We start from the raw sequence: 16,489 nt of genomic DNA on the forward strand, positions 1-16,489 counted from the left end.
CTTTAAATCCTCGCTACGTTTCCATCTATTTTTATTTTACTGTACTAAAAAATAAAAGCTAACAAAAGTTAGCTTTTATTTTTATCATTCAATTTCTAGGTCTACTATTAGATAAGCTAACACCACTACAAAGTAAATCCCAACTCCTGGTGCTGTTAAAATATGTCCTGCAATATAAGCAATACCTAACGCTAACAATAAGCTTGCTGAAATCATTCCATATTTTATATTAAATATGTCCTTAAATCTCGTAGCAAATGCTAGTAGAATTCTTAGCCCGTAATAAATAAATGGAATCATTAGTAATACAAAGCCAATAATCCCGAAATCATAAAACCAATCATGGAAGTCCATTTCAATTAGTTTTGGATCTGGCTGCTTTTGTTCATTGTATTTAAAGTTACCTGCATAACCCATTCCTAATAACTTTTGTGACGTTGGCGCTTCTTTAAAGAACTGCTTATGTCTTTCTTCATATACTTGACGTCCACTGAAAATAAGATTTTCTTGATTTTCTTTCTTTTGCTCTTTCTCAAGCTCTTTCTTAACTTCCTCTTCTATCTTCGCCTTTTCTTCTGTCTTTTCACCTTTATGATGCTTTTCTTCTTTTGCTTTAAGTTCTTGTTCTTTTTTCAGCTTCTCTTTAATTTCTTTTTCTTTTTGACCTTGCTGTGCTACATTTTGCTCTGATAAATAATTATTGTGAATACCCATATTTTGTGCTAATGGCGTTTGTTTAAACGTTCCAACTACACCAGCTAATAGGACAATAGCAATTACTGCATTAAGCGCAAGGGATTTTTTGTTCGGATTTTTTCTATCAAATAATAATTGTAGTACAATGATCCCGATTACTGCCGCTAACGTAGCACCAATTGAGCCCATTCCTACTTTTGTACCAACTTGAATTAGCGAATAAATCATTAAAAGTGATGGAATCCAATATAAAATGTGTTTCCAGCTCTTTGTTTTTTGAATAGAATATAGTACCACAATAGGGAAAATAATAGCTAAGATTGAACCTAGTTCATTCCCTGCATAGAACCAACCTCGAGAACCAACCTTCATCCATTCATAACTACCAAAGTCAGTAGATGTTGAAATAGAAATAACCATAATTGCGTTAATGATTAATGTAGAATATACAATACTATTTCGAACCTTATCACTAATATTAACCTTCTTTTTCAATGATTTTAAAGCTAAAATGTATGATCCCAGCATGATATATATATATAATGCTTTCGCAACGAATTTAACCTCTTCACTAAGTACAATAGGATTTTTGACTAGTTTGTTATTAATAAATCCTATCCCTAAAACTCCGGCTAATAATATAAGATAAATTAAAAACTTTCTATTTTCCTTCTCTTTTGCCTGAATTAAAATGTAAATACCACCAACAGCCATAATAAGGAATCTTACTAAAATTCCAACGGTAGCATTTGACTTTAATAAAGTGATGCTAAGAGACGTTAATAAATCTAAAACAGGCTGTAAAATAATAAAAAAGAGCAAAAAACGCTCAAATCTAACCCTAGCTTGATTTGCTAACATTCCAAGACCTCCATACAAAATCTTAACATTATCTTTTAATCATAATTTTTATCTTCAAAACACACCTAGCAATTATAACATAACTCATATTTAAATTGAGAACTTATTTTTATGCCGAAACTAACCAAATCTAGCGTAAGTAGTACTAGAAAACATTATCCTTTAGCTATCCTTCCCTATCTCTATAAAAACTATCTAACACTCTTCCACTTATTATCGGCATTATAGTAACATTTATTAATTTATTTATAAAAATATAATTTAATAATTACACACAAACACCCACTCGGCTATCCTACAACTAAAGATTAACCTTGCTTCGTTTTCTCCTAAACATTTTCAAACGCTTTCTTTATGTATTTTATCCGTTTTTCTACATGTAACGAAAAGTAATTGTTATTTCCAATACTTTAGTGTATATTTTTTCTCTGGAACATCTTTAAGAGGAAGGGATTAAGGCCATGTTATTAATCGATATATTTACGTTTCTTGGCATTATCGCCGCTGCCATTTCTGGTACATTAGTTGGTTTAAAAAAAGATTTAGATTTATTTGGTGTCCTTTGTTTAGCTGTAGCTACTGCGCTCGGCGGCGGTATTATTCGTGATATTATGATTGGTAACCTGCCCCCTGTCGCATTTGTAAAACCCATTTACTTTTTCGTAAGTGTATTATCAGCATTATTTACTTGTATGTTTTTTGAGCGCATCAATAAACTTCAAGTCGTTATTATGCTTTCTGATGCTGTTGGCTTAGGCGTTTTTACAGCTATTGGTGCAAATGCGGCAATGTCACATCATGTTGACGCCTCATTTCTAGTTGTTTCAATGGGAGTCATTACAGGTATTGGAGGCGGTATTTTGCGTGACATTTGTGCTCAAGATATCCCTTACGTATTCCGAAAAGAAATTTACGCAATCGCTTCTATCTTAGGAGCAATTAGCTTCCTAATCACACACGCTATGGGGGCGCACGTATTAGCTTTCTATGTTTGTTTATTAGTAACATTCGTTATTCGTGTCGTCACTGTAATATATAATGTGCATTTCCCTGTTTTCTTTAAAACACATGCTAAAATTAATAAAGGCCATTAAGAGAATTCTAGATAGAATTCTCTTAATTTATATACTATTCAACGAACTAATATAGAGTAATTATATATAAGCATATATAATTACTCTATATTAGTTTTAAAATTGAAAACGTTTTATATACAGGGGGAAGAATGATGCTTGGGGTTTTCAAAAAAAATATTAATAAAACAAATGCCAGTATAATCGAATTAAGTAAGGACCAACAAATAACTTTTAATGTACCTACTAATTCTGAATTGAAAATTCAAATGGATATGCTGCATATTTCAAAAGAAGATTTACAAGTTGTAAAAGTACTACAGCCTTTTATTTATGCAGAAATTGATTGGATTACTGAAAAATTTTATGCCAACATTACAAAACAACCTAATTTAATTACTATTATTGAGCGTTACAGCTCTATTCCAAAACTAAAACAAACTTTAAAAACACATATTAAAGAATTATTCAGCGGCAATATGCATGAAGATTTTATTGAACAGCGTGTTAGGATTGCCAAAAGGCATGTACAAATTGGTTTACATCGAAAATGGTATACTGCTGCTTATCAAGAATTATTCCGCTCTATCATGAAGATTTTACAAACAAAATTAACAACAATCGATGATTTTTCCTATTCTATAAATGTCATAAATAAATTATTCACTCTTGAACAAGAACTTGTTCTTGCAGCTTATGAATCTGAATATGAAAGAATGCAAAAAGAGCATGAGAAAGAAAAAGAATTAACTGCTATGACAATTACGCATATCGCAACAGAACTAGCTGCTGTATCTGAAAAGACAAGCTCTTCTATTCAAAAACTAACCGCTAAGTCTGAAACTATTGTAGAGATTGCTAAAACAGGTACATCATTAGCTACAACATCTGAAGAAAAAGCGAATAAAGGGAAAGAACAATTAAACCAGCAAAACAAACGAATGGGATCTATTCAAATGAATATGGAAACAATTATTACAGATACTCATGAACTTCTTGATATTTCTAACAAAATTAACGAAATCATAGATATCGTTAAATCAATCGCGGAGCAAACAAATTTACTCGCACTAAATGCTGCTATCGAGTCTGCGCGTGCTGGAGAATTTGGGAAGGGGTTTTCTGTTGTTGCTGGTGAAATACGAAAATTATCAGAGCAAACGAAAGAATCTATCTTTAACGTTACAAAGCTCGTCGAAAAAACAAATGAACAAATTATCCGTGTCTCGTCTTCCGTGAAACAAATTAGCTCTCTCGTATCAGAAGGAACGGATAGTATGTCGGCAACAGATCGATACTTCGAAGAAATTGTAAAAGATATGTCTAACTCAAAAGAACAGAATAAGAAAATTGAACATGAGCTACAAGCTATTTCACAAGTAATGAAAGGAATTCAAGATGATTCCTCACAAATGGCTCTAACAGCCGATAATTTACAACTAGAACTAAATCGATAAGATAAAGTGAAACTTTAATCAGCCCTCAACAATCGGGCTTTTCCAGGCAGTCCGCCCCCACCTAACTTCTTTGCTTTCGCTGATTTTGAGGTGGGGGGCTTACTGCCTGGAAAATAACGGGATAAAATTCAGGTCCGGCATACTTTCCATTTTGCACTGACTACTAAGTTTCATCTTCCATCAAAAAAAAGAATCCAGAATGGATTCTTTTTATTTTCTGAAAAATATTTTTTGACAATACACATAACTCATATAAACACCAAAGCTCTGCAAAATAAACAATGCCGGCATAATTACATTGTAATATGCCATATCTACTTGGAAAAGCTTTAGCAATACGTAGCCACTAATTAAAAATAAGAACAACATATATCCCTCATTTTGTTGTTTCTTAATAAGGAAGTGTAATAGAGCTATAGTCATAAACAATGTTACGGCTATATATATCAGTTTTTCACATTTGAAAAGAATAGAATTTATCCCCTCATCTGAAAACTGATTTATCATCGGTTCTAAAAGTTTAAATCTTTCTCCCTCAATCTCTTTTAACTTTTGATCAATATGCTCTGTTACACTTTGATTTTCCGATATTTTTTCCTCATGTTTCGTTTTTCCAATTAAGACAGATTGAACATACGTCTCATTCGAAATCGTATATTGTGACAATCCCATTGCCTTAATTCCATAATTCACACCAAAATGAGTACTATAAAATAGAATAAGTATCCCTACCATCTTTAGTAACACTTTTTGTTTCGTTGCTGATTGAGACACTTCAATTAATAATACATATACAGTGATAAAAATAGGAAGAAATAATCCCATTGGAAAAATCATATTACTAAATGCAAATAAAACCGCTGAAAACACCCACATATAAGGATGATCTAACCCTTTATATAAAAGTATGTAACAAGCAAAATAAAATAAAAATATTGCAAGTGACTCAGGAGTTAATACGGAACTCAGCAATATATTTGGAATATACAGAGCATAAAATATAGAAGCAATACGACCGCATTCTTCTCCAAAAACCATTGCCGCAATACGATAAATAAAAAATGCGGTTCCTGCGCAAAATAACACATTAAATAGTTGTAAAGCGAATAATGAATAACCAAATATACGAATAATTACCGACTCATATATAATAAAAGGTAAATGAGTTACAGTCCCTATATTATTACCAATTGCAATCTGCTTTGCAGACTCATACATCACTTTCATATCACCAATTATTGGAGCATCTACAAATAACAGCATACTAAGCCTCACAACTATAGATATACTTATAAGAAAAACAAGAAATTGTTTATCTGTAAAACGATATTGTAGAATTGATGCCACTAACAAAATGAGTATGACGAAAATTGCCAATATGATTGTTACACTTGTTGTACTTCCTCCAAAAAATTGCTTACTTGTCTCAAATGCTGCCCAACAACTATAAACAAAAAATGCGAGCATCGCACCGATTGTAATTTTATTGAAGAAAGATGAAAAATTTGTTTGTATATGATTCATATGTCCATTGCACCTCTATTTCCATTCATAACAAAACGATTCTATCATGAATGGGTACACGGCTGATAGGGAATTTCTATAACAAATACATAGTCATTATTTTTTACTTGCAATGTAAGCGAATCCTCTTTTACACTACATTTTAGATAAAATAAATTTTCTTTCAGTTACATGAATACAAATACAGAAGTTTAAATAATCCTCTTTTGGAATACACTTTACTTCATTAAATATCTAATATGAGTAATCCGCTTACACATATTATTCTGATTGAAAACAGACTATAGGGGCTGAATATATGGAAAAGAAATTCATGCGAGAATCTAAAGCAATTAAGACAACACGTGTTTTTCCTAACGATTTAAATAATCACCAAACACTTTTTGGAGGGAAATTATTAGCAGAGATTGATAGTATTGCTTCAATTGCGGCTGCAAGACATAGTCGTAAACATTGCGTAACAGCATCTATTGATTCAGTTGATTTTTTAACTCCAATTCACCAAGCTGATTCTGTTTGTTATGAAGCATTTGTATGTTATACAGGTAAATCTTCAATGGAAGTTTTCGTAAAAGTAATCGCAGAAAATTTATTAGCAGGCGAGCGTAGAATTGCCGCTACTTGCTTCATTACATTCGTAGCAATAAAAGATGGAAAACCTTCGTCCGTACCACAAGTACTTCCTGAAACTGAGGAAGAACATTGGTTACACACAACCGGTTCAGAACGCGCGGAAAATAGAAAAAAAGGGCGTTTAAAAAGCAAAGAAATGGCTGAGGTTTTAACTTTAAATAAACCTTGGAATATTTAATACGATACTCTTCCATATACATGCACAGATTTTTTCTTCCTTGCATGTATTTTTTTATACAAAATATCACCTCTTACCATTTTATTGTCAATCTGTTCTCCTAAATCATGCACCAGCTTTTCCTTTATTTTGTTATACTATTAATGGTATATTAAATAAAGTTCGTTTAAAAATAACCATAATATGATTAAGTATATAAGGGATGGTGCGGTAATGACTATTGAAGTACCAATTTCAATACCAAAAACGTTAATTATTATTCCAGCGTATAACGAGGAAGAAGCAATTGCAGATACATTAACAAGATTATTAAAACTAAAACAGCATTTCACAGGATTAAGCATTTGTGTTATTAATGATGGATCACACGATAAAACAGCTCAAATCGTACAAGATTTTCCTGTTCACCTTGTGAATTTACCATATAACCTAGGTATTGGCTCAGCTGTACAAACTGGATATAAATACGCATATGAGAACGGATATGATATTGCGATTCAGTTCGATGCTGATGGACAACATAATCCAGATGATTTATATAAAATTATAAAGCCAATCGCTGAAGATGAATGCGATATGGTGCTAGGGTCACGTTTTACAGAAAAAACAGCATATAAAGGTAGTATTTCCAGAAGAATCGGTATTTTTTATTTTACTGCCCTATTGAAAGTACTAACAAAACAAACATTTATGGATCCAACTTCTGGATATCGTGCTATCAATCGAGAAGTAATTAAAATTTTTGCACACAACTATCCAAAAGACTATCCAGAACCAGAAGTTCTTATTCATTTAAAAAAGAAAAAACTTCGCATTAATGAAATATCTGTAAATATGCAAGAGCGACAAGGTGGACAATCTTCCATCACACCTTTTAAATCTGCATATTACATGATTAAAGTAAGCCTTGCTATATTGATGCAAAAAATCGTGAAAGGTTGATAATAAATGCCTATAATTACCTTTTCATTCATCTTTATTTTATTATTATTATTATTAATTATTAATTCCATTCGCCGTGGAACTTTAGAAACAAAATATGCTGTTTTATGGATTTTTGTTTGTATTGCAATGGCTATTTTAAGTTCTACCGATAAAATTATAAACTGGATTGGAAAACTATTAAAAGTAGAATATCCCCCTTCCATTTTATTCTTATTTGGACTATTATTCTGTTTCATTTTAATTTTTGACCTAACAAGAAAAATTTCTAAACAACATCATCAACTTGTAACATTAACGCAAGATTATGCGTTACTAAAGCAAAAATTAAATGCAACTGAGCCAGACAAAGACTAACCTAATATTTCAAAGCTAATATAAAAAACCTCTTAATTTATTTCAAAAATTAAGAGGTTTTTTTATTCTCAATAATAATTTGTTCGCCTTCACAACCCTTACGATAAATATATCCTACTTACTAATAAGTTAAAATGGTATAAATAAGAATTTATAAGCAATAGACATGTTAAAGCTGTTTAAAATACGAGAATTAACCATAAGAATCTCATTTCCCGCTACCTTTTTAATAGAAAGTTGATTTACAAAGTTTATATGCGTTAAACTTATACAGATGTTCTTGTAATCTTCTTCCTTTCAAAAGGCTTGTATATATGATGCAAGACATAAAAAACTTGAGGAGATAAAAATTCTATGATGGAACAAAAGCAACTTGTTTCTGTTGTCATACCTCTGTATAACACAGAAAAATATATTGAAGAAACGATGCAGTCAATACTAGATCAAACATATAAAAATATCGAAATTGTAATTGTAGATGATGGAAGTAAAGATCAATCACCTTCTATTGTGAAAAACCTTGCTGAAAAATATCCAGGGCAAGTAAAATACATTCATCAAAAAAACCAAGGTGTTTCGGTAGCCCGTAATACAGGTATCGAAAATGCTAGCGGAGAATATGTCGCTTTCCTTGATAGTGATGACTTATGGCATCCAACCAAAATTGAGAAGCAAGTCGAAAGTATGCATAAAAATGAAATGAACGCGTGCTATTGTGGTTATATGAATTTTTACGAAGAAACAGGCGAGAAGGTTGAACATACAACAAACTTTATTAAAGGTGATATGGCAAAAGCATTCCTAACACATCAAGTTGTTGCTCAAACAAGTACTTGGATTTTCAAACGATCCATCGTAATGGATCATAACATTCGTTTTACACCAGGATGTAGTTGGGGCGAAGATTTAGAGTTTTTATTTAAACTAATGAGTGTGACAAATGTATGCTATATCGATGAATATTTAACATATTATAGAATCTTATCAGAAGGAAATCTTTCTTCTAAGTATAAAGATTATGAATTAAAAACGACAAAAGAGTTGGAAGTATTCAATCGTATGAAAGATTGGGTACATAATAAATCTCAAGATTTCATTACAAAAGACCCTCAGTCACTTATTGAGATTCTTGAGACTTATTTATTCCCTTATACAGTCATCAATAACGCTTGTATATATATTAAGGGAAACTCTCAATTAGATAAATCACAAGTTCAATTAATCAAAAAAGATATAAAGAAATATTGCCGTAAAATCTATTCAAAGAATGGAAAACGTAGTAAAAAACTATATGCAATGCTTTGGTTTGTACGAATTAAATTTCTGTTTTCTTAAACTGAAAATATAACGATACTCTCTCTTTCTGTGAACAAATCAAATTTACAAATAGGACAAGCTAACCGGGTCCTAAAGAATAGAAAGGTCTTTTCCCATGAAAACAAATAAAATTCTAAAAAACGCATCCTACCTCTTTGTAGGAAACATTACTGTCCGTTTTGTACTGGCTATTGCAACAATTTTCTTTGCAAGATATGTTTCTCCAAGTGATTACGGTATGTTTACAACTGCGTTAGCAGTTTCAGCTGTTATTTGTTACTTTACAGATGCAGGTTTGACACATACGTTTATGCGTGAAGGAACGAGAAGCGATGCTAATATTAGCGTGCTAATAAGTAGTTATTTACGTATTCGTTTAATATTAGCTATCGTAATTTCTGTACTTTTCGCTATTTTTGCCCAGTTCTTCTATCCCGATGCTTACTTACGTGCGATGGTATATTGGGTTGTTCTGCCAACAATGTTTGGAGCAACTTTACAAGGTGTTGGAATGGCTTACTTCCAAGTAACAGAACGCATGCAATTTACAGCTATTATTTCTGTACTACAAGGTGTAACAGCTGCTGCTGCCCTATTACTAGGGATGTCTTTCCAATGGTCACTTATGATGGTTGCTGCCATGTATGGGGTATCTAGTCTTGTAACAGGTGTTATCGCCTTTATAATGACAATACGTTACACGAAAGTCCATAAGGGTTGGGATAAAGGCATTTTAGATCAACTACTTATTTTCACAATCAATGGAATCATCATTATGCTCTTACCACAATTGGGCCCTATTATATTAGAAAAGGTTTCAACGTATAATCAAGTTGGATTCTTTGGTGCTGCATCTAAAATACCTGCTGTACTATATCAAATACCTGGGGTAATTGCAGCTGCCTTTTATCCAAGGCTGTTTGCTTTTGGTAATGAGAAAAATATTGAAGAACATAGAAAATTATCAAGTTTTGAATTAAAACTTATGTCTTTTTTAGGAATGGGAATTTCTATCCCCTTTATTGCTGATCCAAGTTTCTGGATTGTTAGTTTATTAGGAGAAGAATACGCTCCCGCCGGTGACGCTCTTGCTATTCTAGCGTTTATGGTTATTTTACAATCAATTAACTATCCACTAGCCGATAATTTAACAACGATTGGCCAGCAATGGAAACGTGCAACAACAATGACTATTGGATTAGTTGTTGCCATCATAGGTTATATTGTATTAGGTAGTAAATATGGAATGATGGGGGCAGCTGTCGCAGCTATCCTTACCGAAATTACACTATTAATCGGATTTACCCTCTTTATTCGTAAAGGCATGCAATTATTAGTTAAAGGAATTATATTTAATTCCTTGGCCTTTATTATTAGTTACGGTATATACCGAATTGCATTAATCAACTTACCGCCACTAATTGCTTTAACTCTTACTGGTATACTATACGGTATGATTGGAATTGTAATTGATCCTCAAATACGTGGATTCGTTTTAGGGTTTATAAAACAAAAATTAGGTAAAAAGGTAGTATAAAGTTAAGTTCCTTTTCAAAATCATGAAAAGGAACTTAACTTCTTTATTTACATCTGTTTTTCATATACATAATTATTTCTTTTAACCCATCATAATAAGAAGTTTTGGTAACTCTCCAATACATTTCTCGTATTTCTCTCCACTTAATACAACTAGTTTTTCCGTCAAATATAGCCTTTCCACAAATTCTTTCATCTGCTTATCAAACAGACCAATGAACTAGATCATTCCTCTTTTTACAGTTATTATTCATTTGGTATATCCCGTTAATTCCCGTATGTGTTGAATCATTTCCTCACCTGTAATGACACCATAACCTCGTATGTTCCAATTTTGTCCATAGGCCTCATCATGTGAAGCTAATTCAACCATTGCTTTTGCACCATCTGGTGTGAAAATATATTCACGGGCAATCTTTTTATCTCCAACAAAGCTAGATATTTTATTTGCAAGTATTGCCTTTAATGTATGATGGACAAGTGTGCTTTCTGCATTTGGACCATAAAGGTCTGGGAAATGAGCAATAAACATTTGTACATTAGCTTGTTTTGAAAATATATACATTTTGAAATGATAGCATTATATGAAAGAATTTAGTATCATGATTCAAGGTACTATTTCAAGTTGGACGGAGGATACTATGAGCTTATTAACAGTTGAAAAATTAGGACATACATTTGGCGATCGTACATTATTTAAAGATGTATCTATGCGATTATTAGCAGGTGAGCACGTTGGATTAGTTGGTGCAAACGGTGTTGGTAAATCAACATTCATGAATATCATTACTGGTCAGCTTATTCATGACCAAGGTCGCGTAGAATGGACACCGGGCACACATTACGGCTACTTAGATCAGCATACTGTTTTAACGCCTGGGCGTACAATTCGTGACGTACTAGCGGATGCATTTTTACCGTTATTCGAAAAGGAAAAAGCTTTAAATGAAGTTACAGAAAAAATGGGAACTGCTACACCAGAAGAACTAGAAGAACTTCTTGAGCAAATGGCAGAAATACAAGATGCACTTGAAGCAGGTGGTTTCTACTTACTAGATATGAAAATTGAAGAGGCTGCACGTGGTCTTGGAATTGATGCAATTGGTTTAGATCGTGATGTTTCAGCACTAAGTGGTGGACAACGTACAAAGGTATTGCTTGCAAAGCTATTACTTGAACAGCCAGAAGTGTTATTGCTTGATGAACCTACTAACTATTTAGACGTTGAACATATTCATTGGTTAACAAATTATTTAAAAGAATACCCACATGCATTCTTATTGATTTCTCATGATACGGAATTTATGAACAAATGTGTTGATGTTATTTTCCATCTAGAATTCACAAAAATGACACGCTATACAGCGACATATGAAAAATTCCTAGAACTAGCAGAAATCAATAAAAATCAACATATAAATGCTTATGAAAAGCAGCGTGAGTTTATCAAAAAGCAAGAAGACTTCATTGCAAAGAACAAAGCTCGTTATTCAACGACAGGCCGTGCAAAGAGTCGTCAAAAACAACTTGATCGTATGGAACTTATTGATCGCCCCGAAACAGCAATTAAACCTGAATTCTCATTTAAAGAAAGTCGTGCAAGTAGTCGCTTCGTCTTTGAAGGTGAAAATGTAGAAATCGGATATACACATCCGCTACTACCAAAGCTCTCAATGACAATCGAACGTGGTGAAAAAATTGCTATTGTTGGATGCAACGGTGTTGGTAAATCAACGTTACTAAAAACAATCTTAGGTAAAATTAAACCTTTAAGCGGTAAAACAAGCCTTGGGGACTTCTTAGTGCCTGCATACTTTGAGCAAGAGGTTAAAGCTGACAATATAACACCAATTGATGATGTATGGAATACATTCCCTGGCCTAGACCAGCATCAAATTCGTGCGATGTTAGCAAAATGCGGATTAAAAAATGAACATATTTCTCGCCCATTAAGTCAATTAAGTGGTGGAGAACAAGCAAAAGTTCGTTTATGTAAACTAATGGGTGAAGAAAGTAACTGGCTACTATTTGATGAGCCGACAAACCATCTTGATGTTACAGCAAAAGCGGAACTTAAGAAGGCTATGAAAGCATATAAAGGAACAATCCTCCTTGTATGTCACGAACCGGACTTCTATGAAGATTGGATTACAAAAGTTTGGAATGTAGAAGAATGGTCTCAAAATAAAAATTAATAGATATAAGATTTTTATCCATATTTTATGCTATACTATACCTTGCGTGACAACATCTTGTTCTGTTGTCACGTTTTTTATAGAGTAAGATTTTATTAATGCTGGGGGCTATATTATGCTTTTTAATTCTTTTGAATTTATGCTTTTATTCTTGCCTATAGCAGTAATTGGATATTTCCTATTGCAAAAAGTTAACGAGAATTTCGCAAAACTTTTTTTAGTAGGTATGTCCCTTTACTTTTATGCATATTTTGAGGTGAAATACCTATTGCTAATAGGAGTTTCATTATTTACAAACGCATTTATAGGCCAACAAATTATACAAAAAATTAATCAAAAAACCCGAAAAGTATTTTTAATAGTTGGTTTAGTATTTAACATATCATTACTGGGGTACTTTAAATACTCTGACTTCTTCTTAGATAATATAAATACCCTATTTGGAACTGATGTACCTTTATTAAAGTTATTACTGCCTTTAGGCATTAGTTTTATTACCTTCCAAAAGATAGGTTTTTTAGTAGATTGTTATAAGAGGGAATTAACAAAGTTTAATTTTATTGATTTTTGCTTGTTCGTAACGTTTTTCCCGCAACTTATTGCAGGACCCATTGTCCATCATAGTAAGGTACTTCCTCAATTTCAAGATGAATCCAAAAGGAGACCGAATATTGAAAATATTGCAAAAGGACTTTACATATTCGGAATTGGTCTTACTAAAAAAGTAGTAATTGCTGATTCACTAGCACAATGGGCTGATTTTGGCTTTAGCAATGTAAATCAACTATCTACGACCGATGCATGGGTTTCATCACTTGCATATACATTACAACTGTATTTTGATTTTAGTGGATATTGTGATATGGCAATAGGTGCAGCGTTGTTATTCAACATTATACTACCAATTAACTTCTTTTCTCCTTATAAATCTTTAAGTATTCAAGATTTTTGGAGACGTTGGCATATGACATTAGGAAGATTTTTCACTCAATATGTATATATTCCATTAGGTGGGAGTCGAAAAGGGCAAATTCGTACTTATTTAAATTTATTTACAATTTTTCTTATAAGTGGAATTTGGCATGGCGCTGGATGGACGTTTGTTATTTGGGGCGTTTTACACGGATTAGCTATTGTAATACATCGATTATTTAAAAACTTAGGTGGAAAAATGCCTAAATTAATTGCTTGGATTTTAACAATGGGATTTGTACATGTAACATGGGTGTTCTTCAGAGCTACTTCTGTAGAAGATGCATTAACTATGTTAAATCGCATGTTCAACGTAAATTACTTACACATCCAAACAGCACTTATTCAATTCCGTCCAGAAACATTAACTGGTGTGTCTATAATGGATAATTTAATTTATTCAATTTGTAATTTATTCCCGTTCCAAGTGACTGGTGATCACTTTAACTTCCAAACTATTTTATACCTAGCAATTGGAACCGCTATTGTATTATTTACAAAAAATTCCATAGAAAAATTAGAATCTTTCCATCCAAAACCGATTTATGCTCTTGCATTAGCTAGCATGTTTATACTTTCTTTGATGTATTTAAATCGTGTAAGTTCATTCTTATACTTTAATTTCTAATAACCGTAGGTGAAAAATATGTATAAACGTTTTATATGTTGGTTTATTATATTCCTTTTCATTTTATCTGGAATAGTTTGCTCTATTGTTTATAAGCTTGACCCATTATATGTATATAAATTTAAGAAGAACGATTATTTTTATGCTACTGAACGCTATCAAATGCCTGGACTTATTAAACATATGGATTATGATACCTTATTTGTAGGAACTTCTATGGGAAGAAACTTCCTTGAACCTGACGCTAACAAATTACTTCATACTACCAGCTTTAATGGCTCTCTTCCAGGTTCAACAGCTAGGGAACAAAATATGACAGCCCAGTTAGCTACTCATTCAAAAACTGTTAAAAATATTATTTGGGAACTTAATTTATATTCATTCTCTGGAAAACCTGAATGGGTATCAGAAGGTGCTTCACCATTTCCAACTTACATGTATGATACAAATAAGTTGAATGATATCCAATATTTAATTAGCCCGTATTCTCGAAAAGTAGCATTACAGAATATGAAATTAAAACTAGATCCAACAAAATCTCCACAGGATCCCCATTGGCTATACAAATTTGGAGATGACGAGCCAAAATTCTCAGCAGATATAGCTAAAAGGGTTGTTGATGGAACATCTCATCAATCAATCAGCGATGGTTGGTATCATGAACAAATGCTTAAATCTTTTGATTCTAATATTATTGAACTTGTAAAACAAAACCCGGAAGTGCAATTTACATTTTTCTATGCGCCATATCCAGTAACATATCACGTAGTTATGGATAAAAACGACTCAAAGCATACAAAGGAAAATATGTTATTTAAAAAAGAAGTATACACTAAATTAGCACAACTAAAAAATGTAAAACTCTATGATTTCCAAGACCAAAAAGAAGTTACGTATAATCTTTCTAATTATATGTCTGACCAAACGCATTATTACAGATATATAAATGATTGGATTGTAAAACAATTAGCAACAACTGAACCGATTACTAATAAACAAGATTACGAACAAAGATTAACTAACTTCTCTAATGAAATACGGAATTTCGATACTTCTAAGCTAGTGAATTCAGATGAAAGACCTAAATAATGAAAAAGGTAACAATGATAAATATCATTGTTACCTTTTTATATTGTAATAGTCCATAAGCCTCAAACGAAATTCTTTTAAAGTTGGATATGCCTCTAAATTAAACAACATCCCTTGGATAACTGGAATTCTTGTATTTCGCATCCTCATTTCTGCCTCCAAAACATCTAATGTAACAAGCAATTCCTCATCTTCTAATTGATCCGCTAATGTACGTTTAAACACAATAATTTCTTTTAAAAAATGTTCCTTAATCTGTTCCTTAATGAGCTCTGATTTACAAAGGAATTCTCCAAGCTTTTCTTCATGTAAAATAGGTTCTTCCGAAGATTCTACTAAGCCATCTACTAAATGATCTACTCTTTTTAAAATAAAAGCAGCGACATACGATAAATCAATTTCTGGTGCTTGTAAAATAATTAACTCTAAATAACCACGGCATATGCCTTCTACTATAATTACTAAATCCAATAAATATGGCATAACCTTTTCACCATAAATGGACAATAAACTATTCCAATAAAATGCATGAGACTCTAACTTCATCCGCATCATAAATTCTTCTACTTCTTTATTAAACGGAATTGCATTTTCTCTCGCATGCATAATAATAAATTCTTTATGCTTTTGTATATCATTAAACTGACAATGTAATTGTTTTGCAAATTTTTCACGTGGTAATAAAGACTCTTGTTCAATATCCAGCATTTTCTTTTGGATTTTGTCATAATAATATCGAAGTGTCGCTAATAAAAGCTCATCTTTCGATTTAAAATATAAGTAAAAAGCTCCCTTAGATATACCACTAGCTGTCACAATTTCCTGCACTGATGTCGCATTTACACCCTTAGTAGCAAATAACTTCATAGCCGATTCTATAATTAAACGCTCTTTTTCTTTCATATCTTCTCTCCTAAATTTAATCTCGCATCTTATTATAAATGTATTATACCATCCCTTTTTATTGACGATTGACCGAACGGTCAGTTATATTATGTATTAGACTGACCAGTTGGTCAATATAATACAAA

The 16,489-nt window shown here is 32.2% G+C and carries 13 protein-coding genes and 1 pseudogene; 10 read left to right on the forward strand and 4 right to left on the reverse strand.

What is annotated here, in order from left to right:
- Positions 1-84 precede the first annotated feature (84 nt).
- Positions 85-1,557, reverse strand: coding sequence for an O-antigen ligase family protein (locus V7S45_RS26755; protein WP_342761609.1), 1,473 nt, complete (start codon positions 1,555-1,557; stop codon positions 85-87).
- A 461-nt stretch (positions 1,558-2,018) separates the two neighbouring features.
- Between V7S45_RS26755 and V7S45_RS26760 the strand changes: the two genes are divergently transcribed.
- Complete coding sequence (locus V7S45_RS26760; protein WP_000924371.1) at positions 2,019-2,651, forward strand: trimeric intracellular cation channel family protein; 633 nt, start codon at positions 2,019-2,021, stop codon at positions 2,649-2,651.
- Positions 2,652-2,785: 134 nt separating this feature from the next.
- The gene (locus V7S45_RS26765) at positions 2,786-4,087 is read left to right on the forward strand and encodes a globin-coupled sensor protein (RefSeq protein ID WP_000901889.1); all 1,302 of its coding nucleotides are present in this window, start codon (positions 2,786-2,788) and stop codon (positions 4,085-4,087) included.
- 210 nt (positions 4,088-4,297) lie between these two features.
- Here the strand turns inward: V7S45_RS26765 and V7S45_RS26770 are convergent, their stop codons facing one another.
- Entirely contained in the window at positions 4,298-5,611 is a 1,314-nt protein-coding gene (locus tag V7S45_RS26770) for a glycosyltransferase family 39 protein (RefSeq protein ID WP_342761610.1), read from the reverse strand.
- Between the two features lie 298 nt (positions 5,612-5,909).
- Here V7S45_RS26770 and V7S45_RS26775 point away from each other — a divergent pair, with 298 nt between their 5' ends.
- The 5 genes from V7S45_RS26775 (at position 5,910) to V7S45_RS26795 (ending at position 10,575) form a co-directional block, all read left to right on the forward strand.
- Complete coding sequence (locus V7S45_RS26775; protein ID WP_000412121.1) at positions 5,910-6,422, forward strand: acyl-CoA thioesterase; 513 nt, start codon at positions 5,910-5,912, stop codon at positions 6,420-6,422.
- Positions 6,423-6,635: 213 nt separating this feature from the next.
- Positions 6,636-7,364: a glycosyltransferase family 2 protein gene (locus V7S45_RS26780; RefSeq protein WP_000151539.1), complete on the forward strand. Its 729-nt coding sequence runs from the start codon at positions 6,636-6,638 to the stop codon at positions 7,362-7,364.
- A 6-nt stretch (positions 7,365-7,370) separates the two neighbouring features.
- Positions 7,371-7,721 (forward strand): DUF2304 domain-containing protein, encoded by a 351-nt coding sequence (locus V7S45_RS26785; protein WP_001121774.1) that lies wholly within the window; start codon positions 7,371-7,373, stop codon positions 7,719-7,721.
- Between the two features lie 354 nt (positions 7,722-8,075).
- A complete protein-coding gene (locus tag V7S45_RS26790; RefSeq protein WP_000970515.1) occupies positions 8,076-9,056 on the forward strand; it encodes a glycosyltransferase in 981 nt (326 codons plus the stop codon).
- A gap of 97 nt (positions 9,057-9,153) precedes the next feature.
- Positions 9,154-10,575: an oligosaccharide flippase family protein gene (locus tag V7S45_RS26795; RefSeq protein WP_000856133.1), complete on the forward strand. Its 1,422-nt coding sequence runs from the start codon at positions 9,154-9,156 to the stop codon at positions 10,573-10,575.
- A gap of 43 nt (positions 10,576-10,618) precedes the next feature.
- Here V7S45_RS26795 and V7S45_RS26800 read toward each other — a convergent pair.
- Positions 10,619-11,127: pseudogene (locus V7S45_RS26800) on the reverse strand (short chain dehydrogenase); the annotation flags it as partial.
- Between the two features lie 88 nt (positions 11,128-11,215).
- Between V7S45_RS26800 and V7S45_RS26805 the strand changes: the two are divergent.
- From V7S45_RS26805 to V7S45_RS26815, 3 genes are all read left to right on the forward strand, one after another.
- A complete protein-coding gene (locus V7S45_RS26805; protein WP_000055412.1) occupies positions 11,216-12,769 on the forward strand; it encodes an ABC-F family ATP-binding cassette domain-containing protein in 1,554 nt (517 codons plus the stop codon).
- A 115-nt stretch (positions 12,770-12,884) separates the two neighbouring features.
- On the forward strand, positions 12,885-14,369 hold the full coding sequence (locus V7S45_RS26810; RefSeq protein WP_049106895.1) for an MBOAT family O-acyltransferase: 1,485 nt from the start codon (positions 12,885-12,887) through the stop codon (positions 14,367-14,369).
- A gap of 18 nt (positions 14,370-14,387) precedes the next feature.
- On the forward strand, positions 14,388-15,458 hold the full coding sequence (locus tag V7S45_RS26815; protein ID WP_000278074.1) for a hypothetical protein: 1,071 nt from the start codon (positions 14,388-14,390) through the stop codon (positions 15,456-15,458).
- A gap of 30 nt (positions 15,459-15,488) precedes the next feature.
- Here V7S45_RS26815 and V7S45_RS26820 read toward each other — a convergent pair whose 3' ends face one another.
- Positions 15,489-16,361 carry a helix-turn-helix domain-containing protein gene (locus V7S45_RS26820; RefSeq protein ID WP_342761611.1) on the reverse strand — a complete coding sequence of 291 codons (873 nt, stop codon included), beginning with the start codon at positions 16,359-16,361 and terminating at the stop codon, positions 15,489-15,491.
- Positions 16,362-16,489 lie beyond the last annotated feature (128 nt).

Source organism: Bacillus sp. BR3(2024) (genome assembly GCF_039134555.1).
Classification (GTDB): domain Bacteria; phylum Bacillota; class Bacilli; order Bacillales; family Bacillaceae_G; genus Bacillus_A; species Bacillus_A cereus.

Excerpts from the sequence above, each read along its gene's own strand:
- V7S45_RS26760 (WP_000924371.1), top strand. The coding sequence starts at position 2,019 with ATGTTATTAATCGATATATTTACGTTTCTTGGCATTATCGCCGCTGCC.
- V7S45_RS26775 (WP_000412121.1), top strand. The coding sequence starts at position 5,910 with ATGGAAAAGAAATTCATGCGAGAATCTAAAGCAATTAAGACAACACGT.
- V7S45_RS26785 (WP_001121774.1), top strand. The coding sequence starts at position 7,371 with ATGCCTATAATTACCTTTTCATTCATCTTTATTTTATTATTATTATTA.
- V7S45_RS26765 (WP_000901889.1), top strand. The coding sequence starts at position 2,786 with ATGCTTGGGGTTTTCAAAAAAAATATTAATAAAACAAATGCCAGTATA.
- V7S45_RS26755 (WP_342761609.1), bottom strand. The coding sequence starts at position 1,557 with ATGTTAGCAAATCAAGCTAGGGTTAGATTTGAGCGTTTTTTGCTCTTT.
- V7S45_RS26805 (WP_000055412.1), top strand. The coding sequence starts at position 11,216 with ATGAGCTTATTAACAGTTGAAAAATTAGGACATACATTTGGCGATCGT.
- V7S45_RS26795 (WP_000856133.1), top strand. The coding sequence starts at position 9,154 with ATGAAAACAAATAAAATTCTAAAAAACGCATCCTACCTCTTTGTAGGA.
- V7S45_RS26790 (WP_000970515.1), top strand. The coding sequence starts at position 8,076 with ATGATGGAACAAAAGCAACTTGTTTCTGTTGTCATACCTCTGTATAAC.
- V7S45_RS26815 (WP_000278074.1), top strand. The coding sequence starts at position 14,388 with ATGTATAAACGTTTTATATGTTGGTTTATTATATTCCTTTTCATTTTA.
- V7S45_RS26780 (WP_000151539.1), top strand. The coding sequence starts at position 6,636 with ATGACTATTGAAGTACCAATTTCAATACCAAAAACGTTAATTATTATT.
- V7S45_RS26820 (WP_342761611.1), bottom strand. The coding sequence starts at position 16,361 with ATGAAAGAAAAAGAGCGTTTAATTATAGAATCGGCTATGAAGTTATTT.
- V7S45_RS26810 (WP_049106895.1), top strand. The coding sequence starts at position 12,885 with ATGCTTTTTAATTCTTTTGAATTTATGCTTTTATTCTTGCCTATAGCA.
- V7S45_RS26770 (WP_342761610.1), bottom strand. The coding sequence starts at position 5,611 with ATGAATCATATACAAACAAATTTTTCATCTTTCTTCAATAAAATTACA.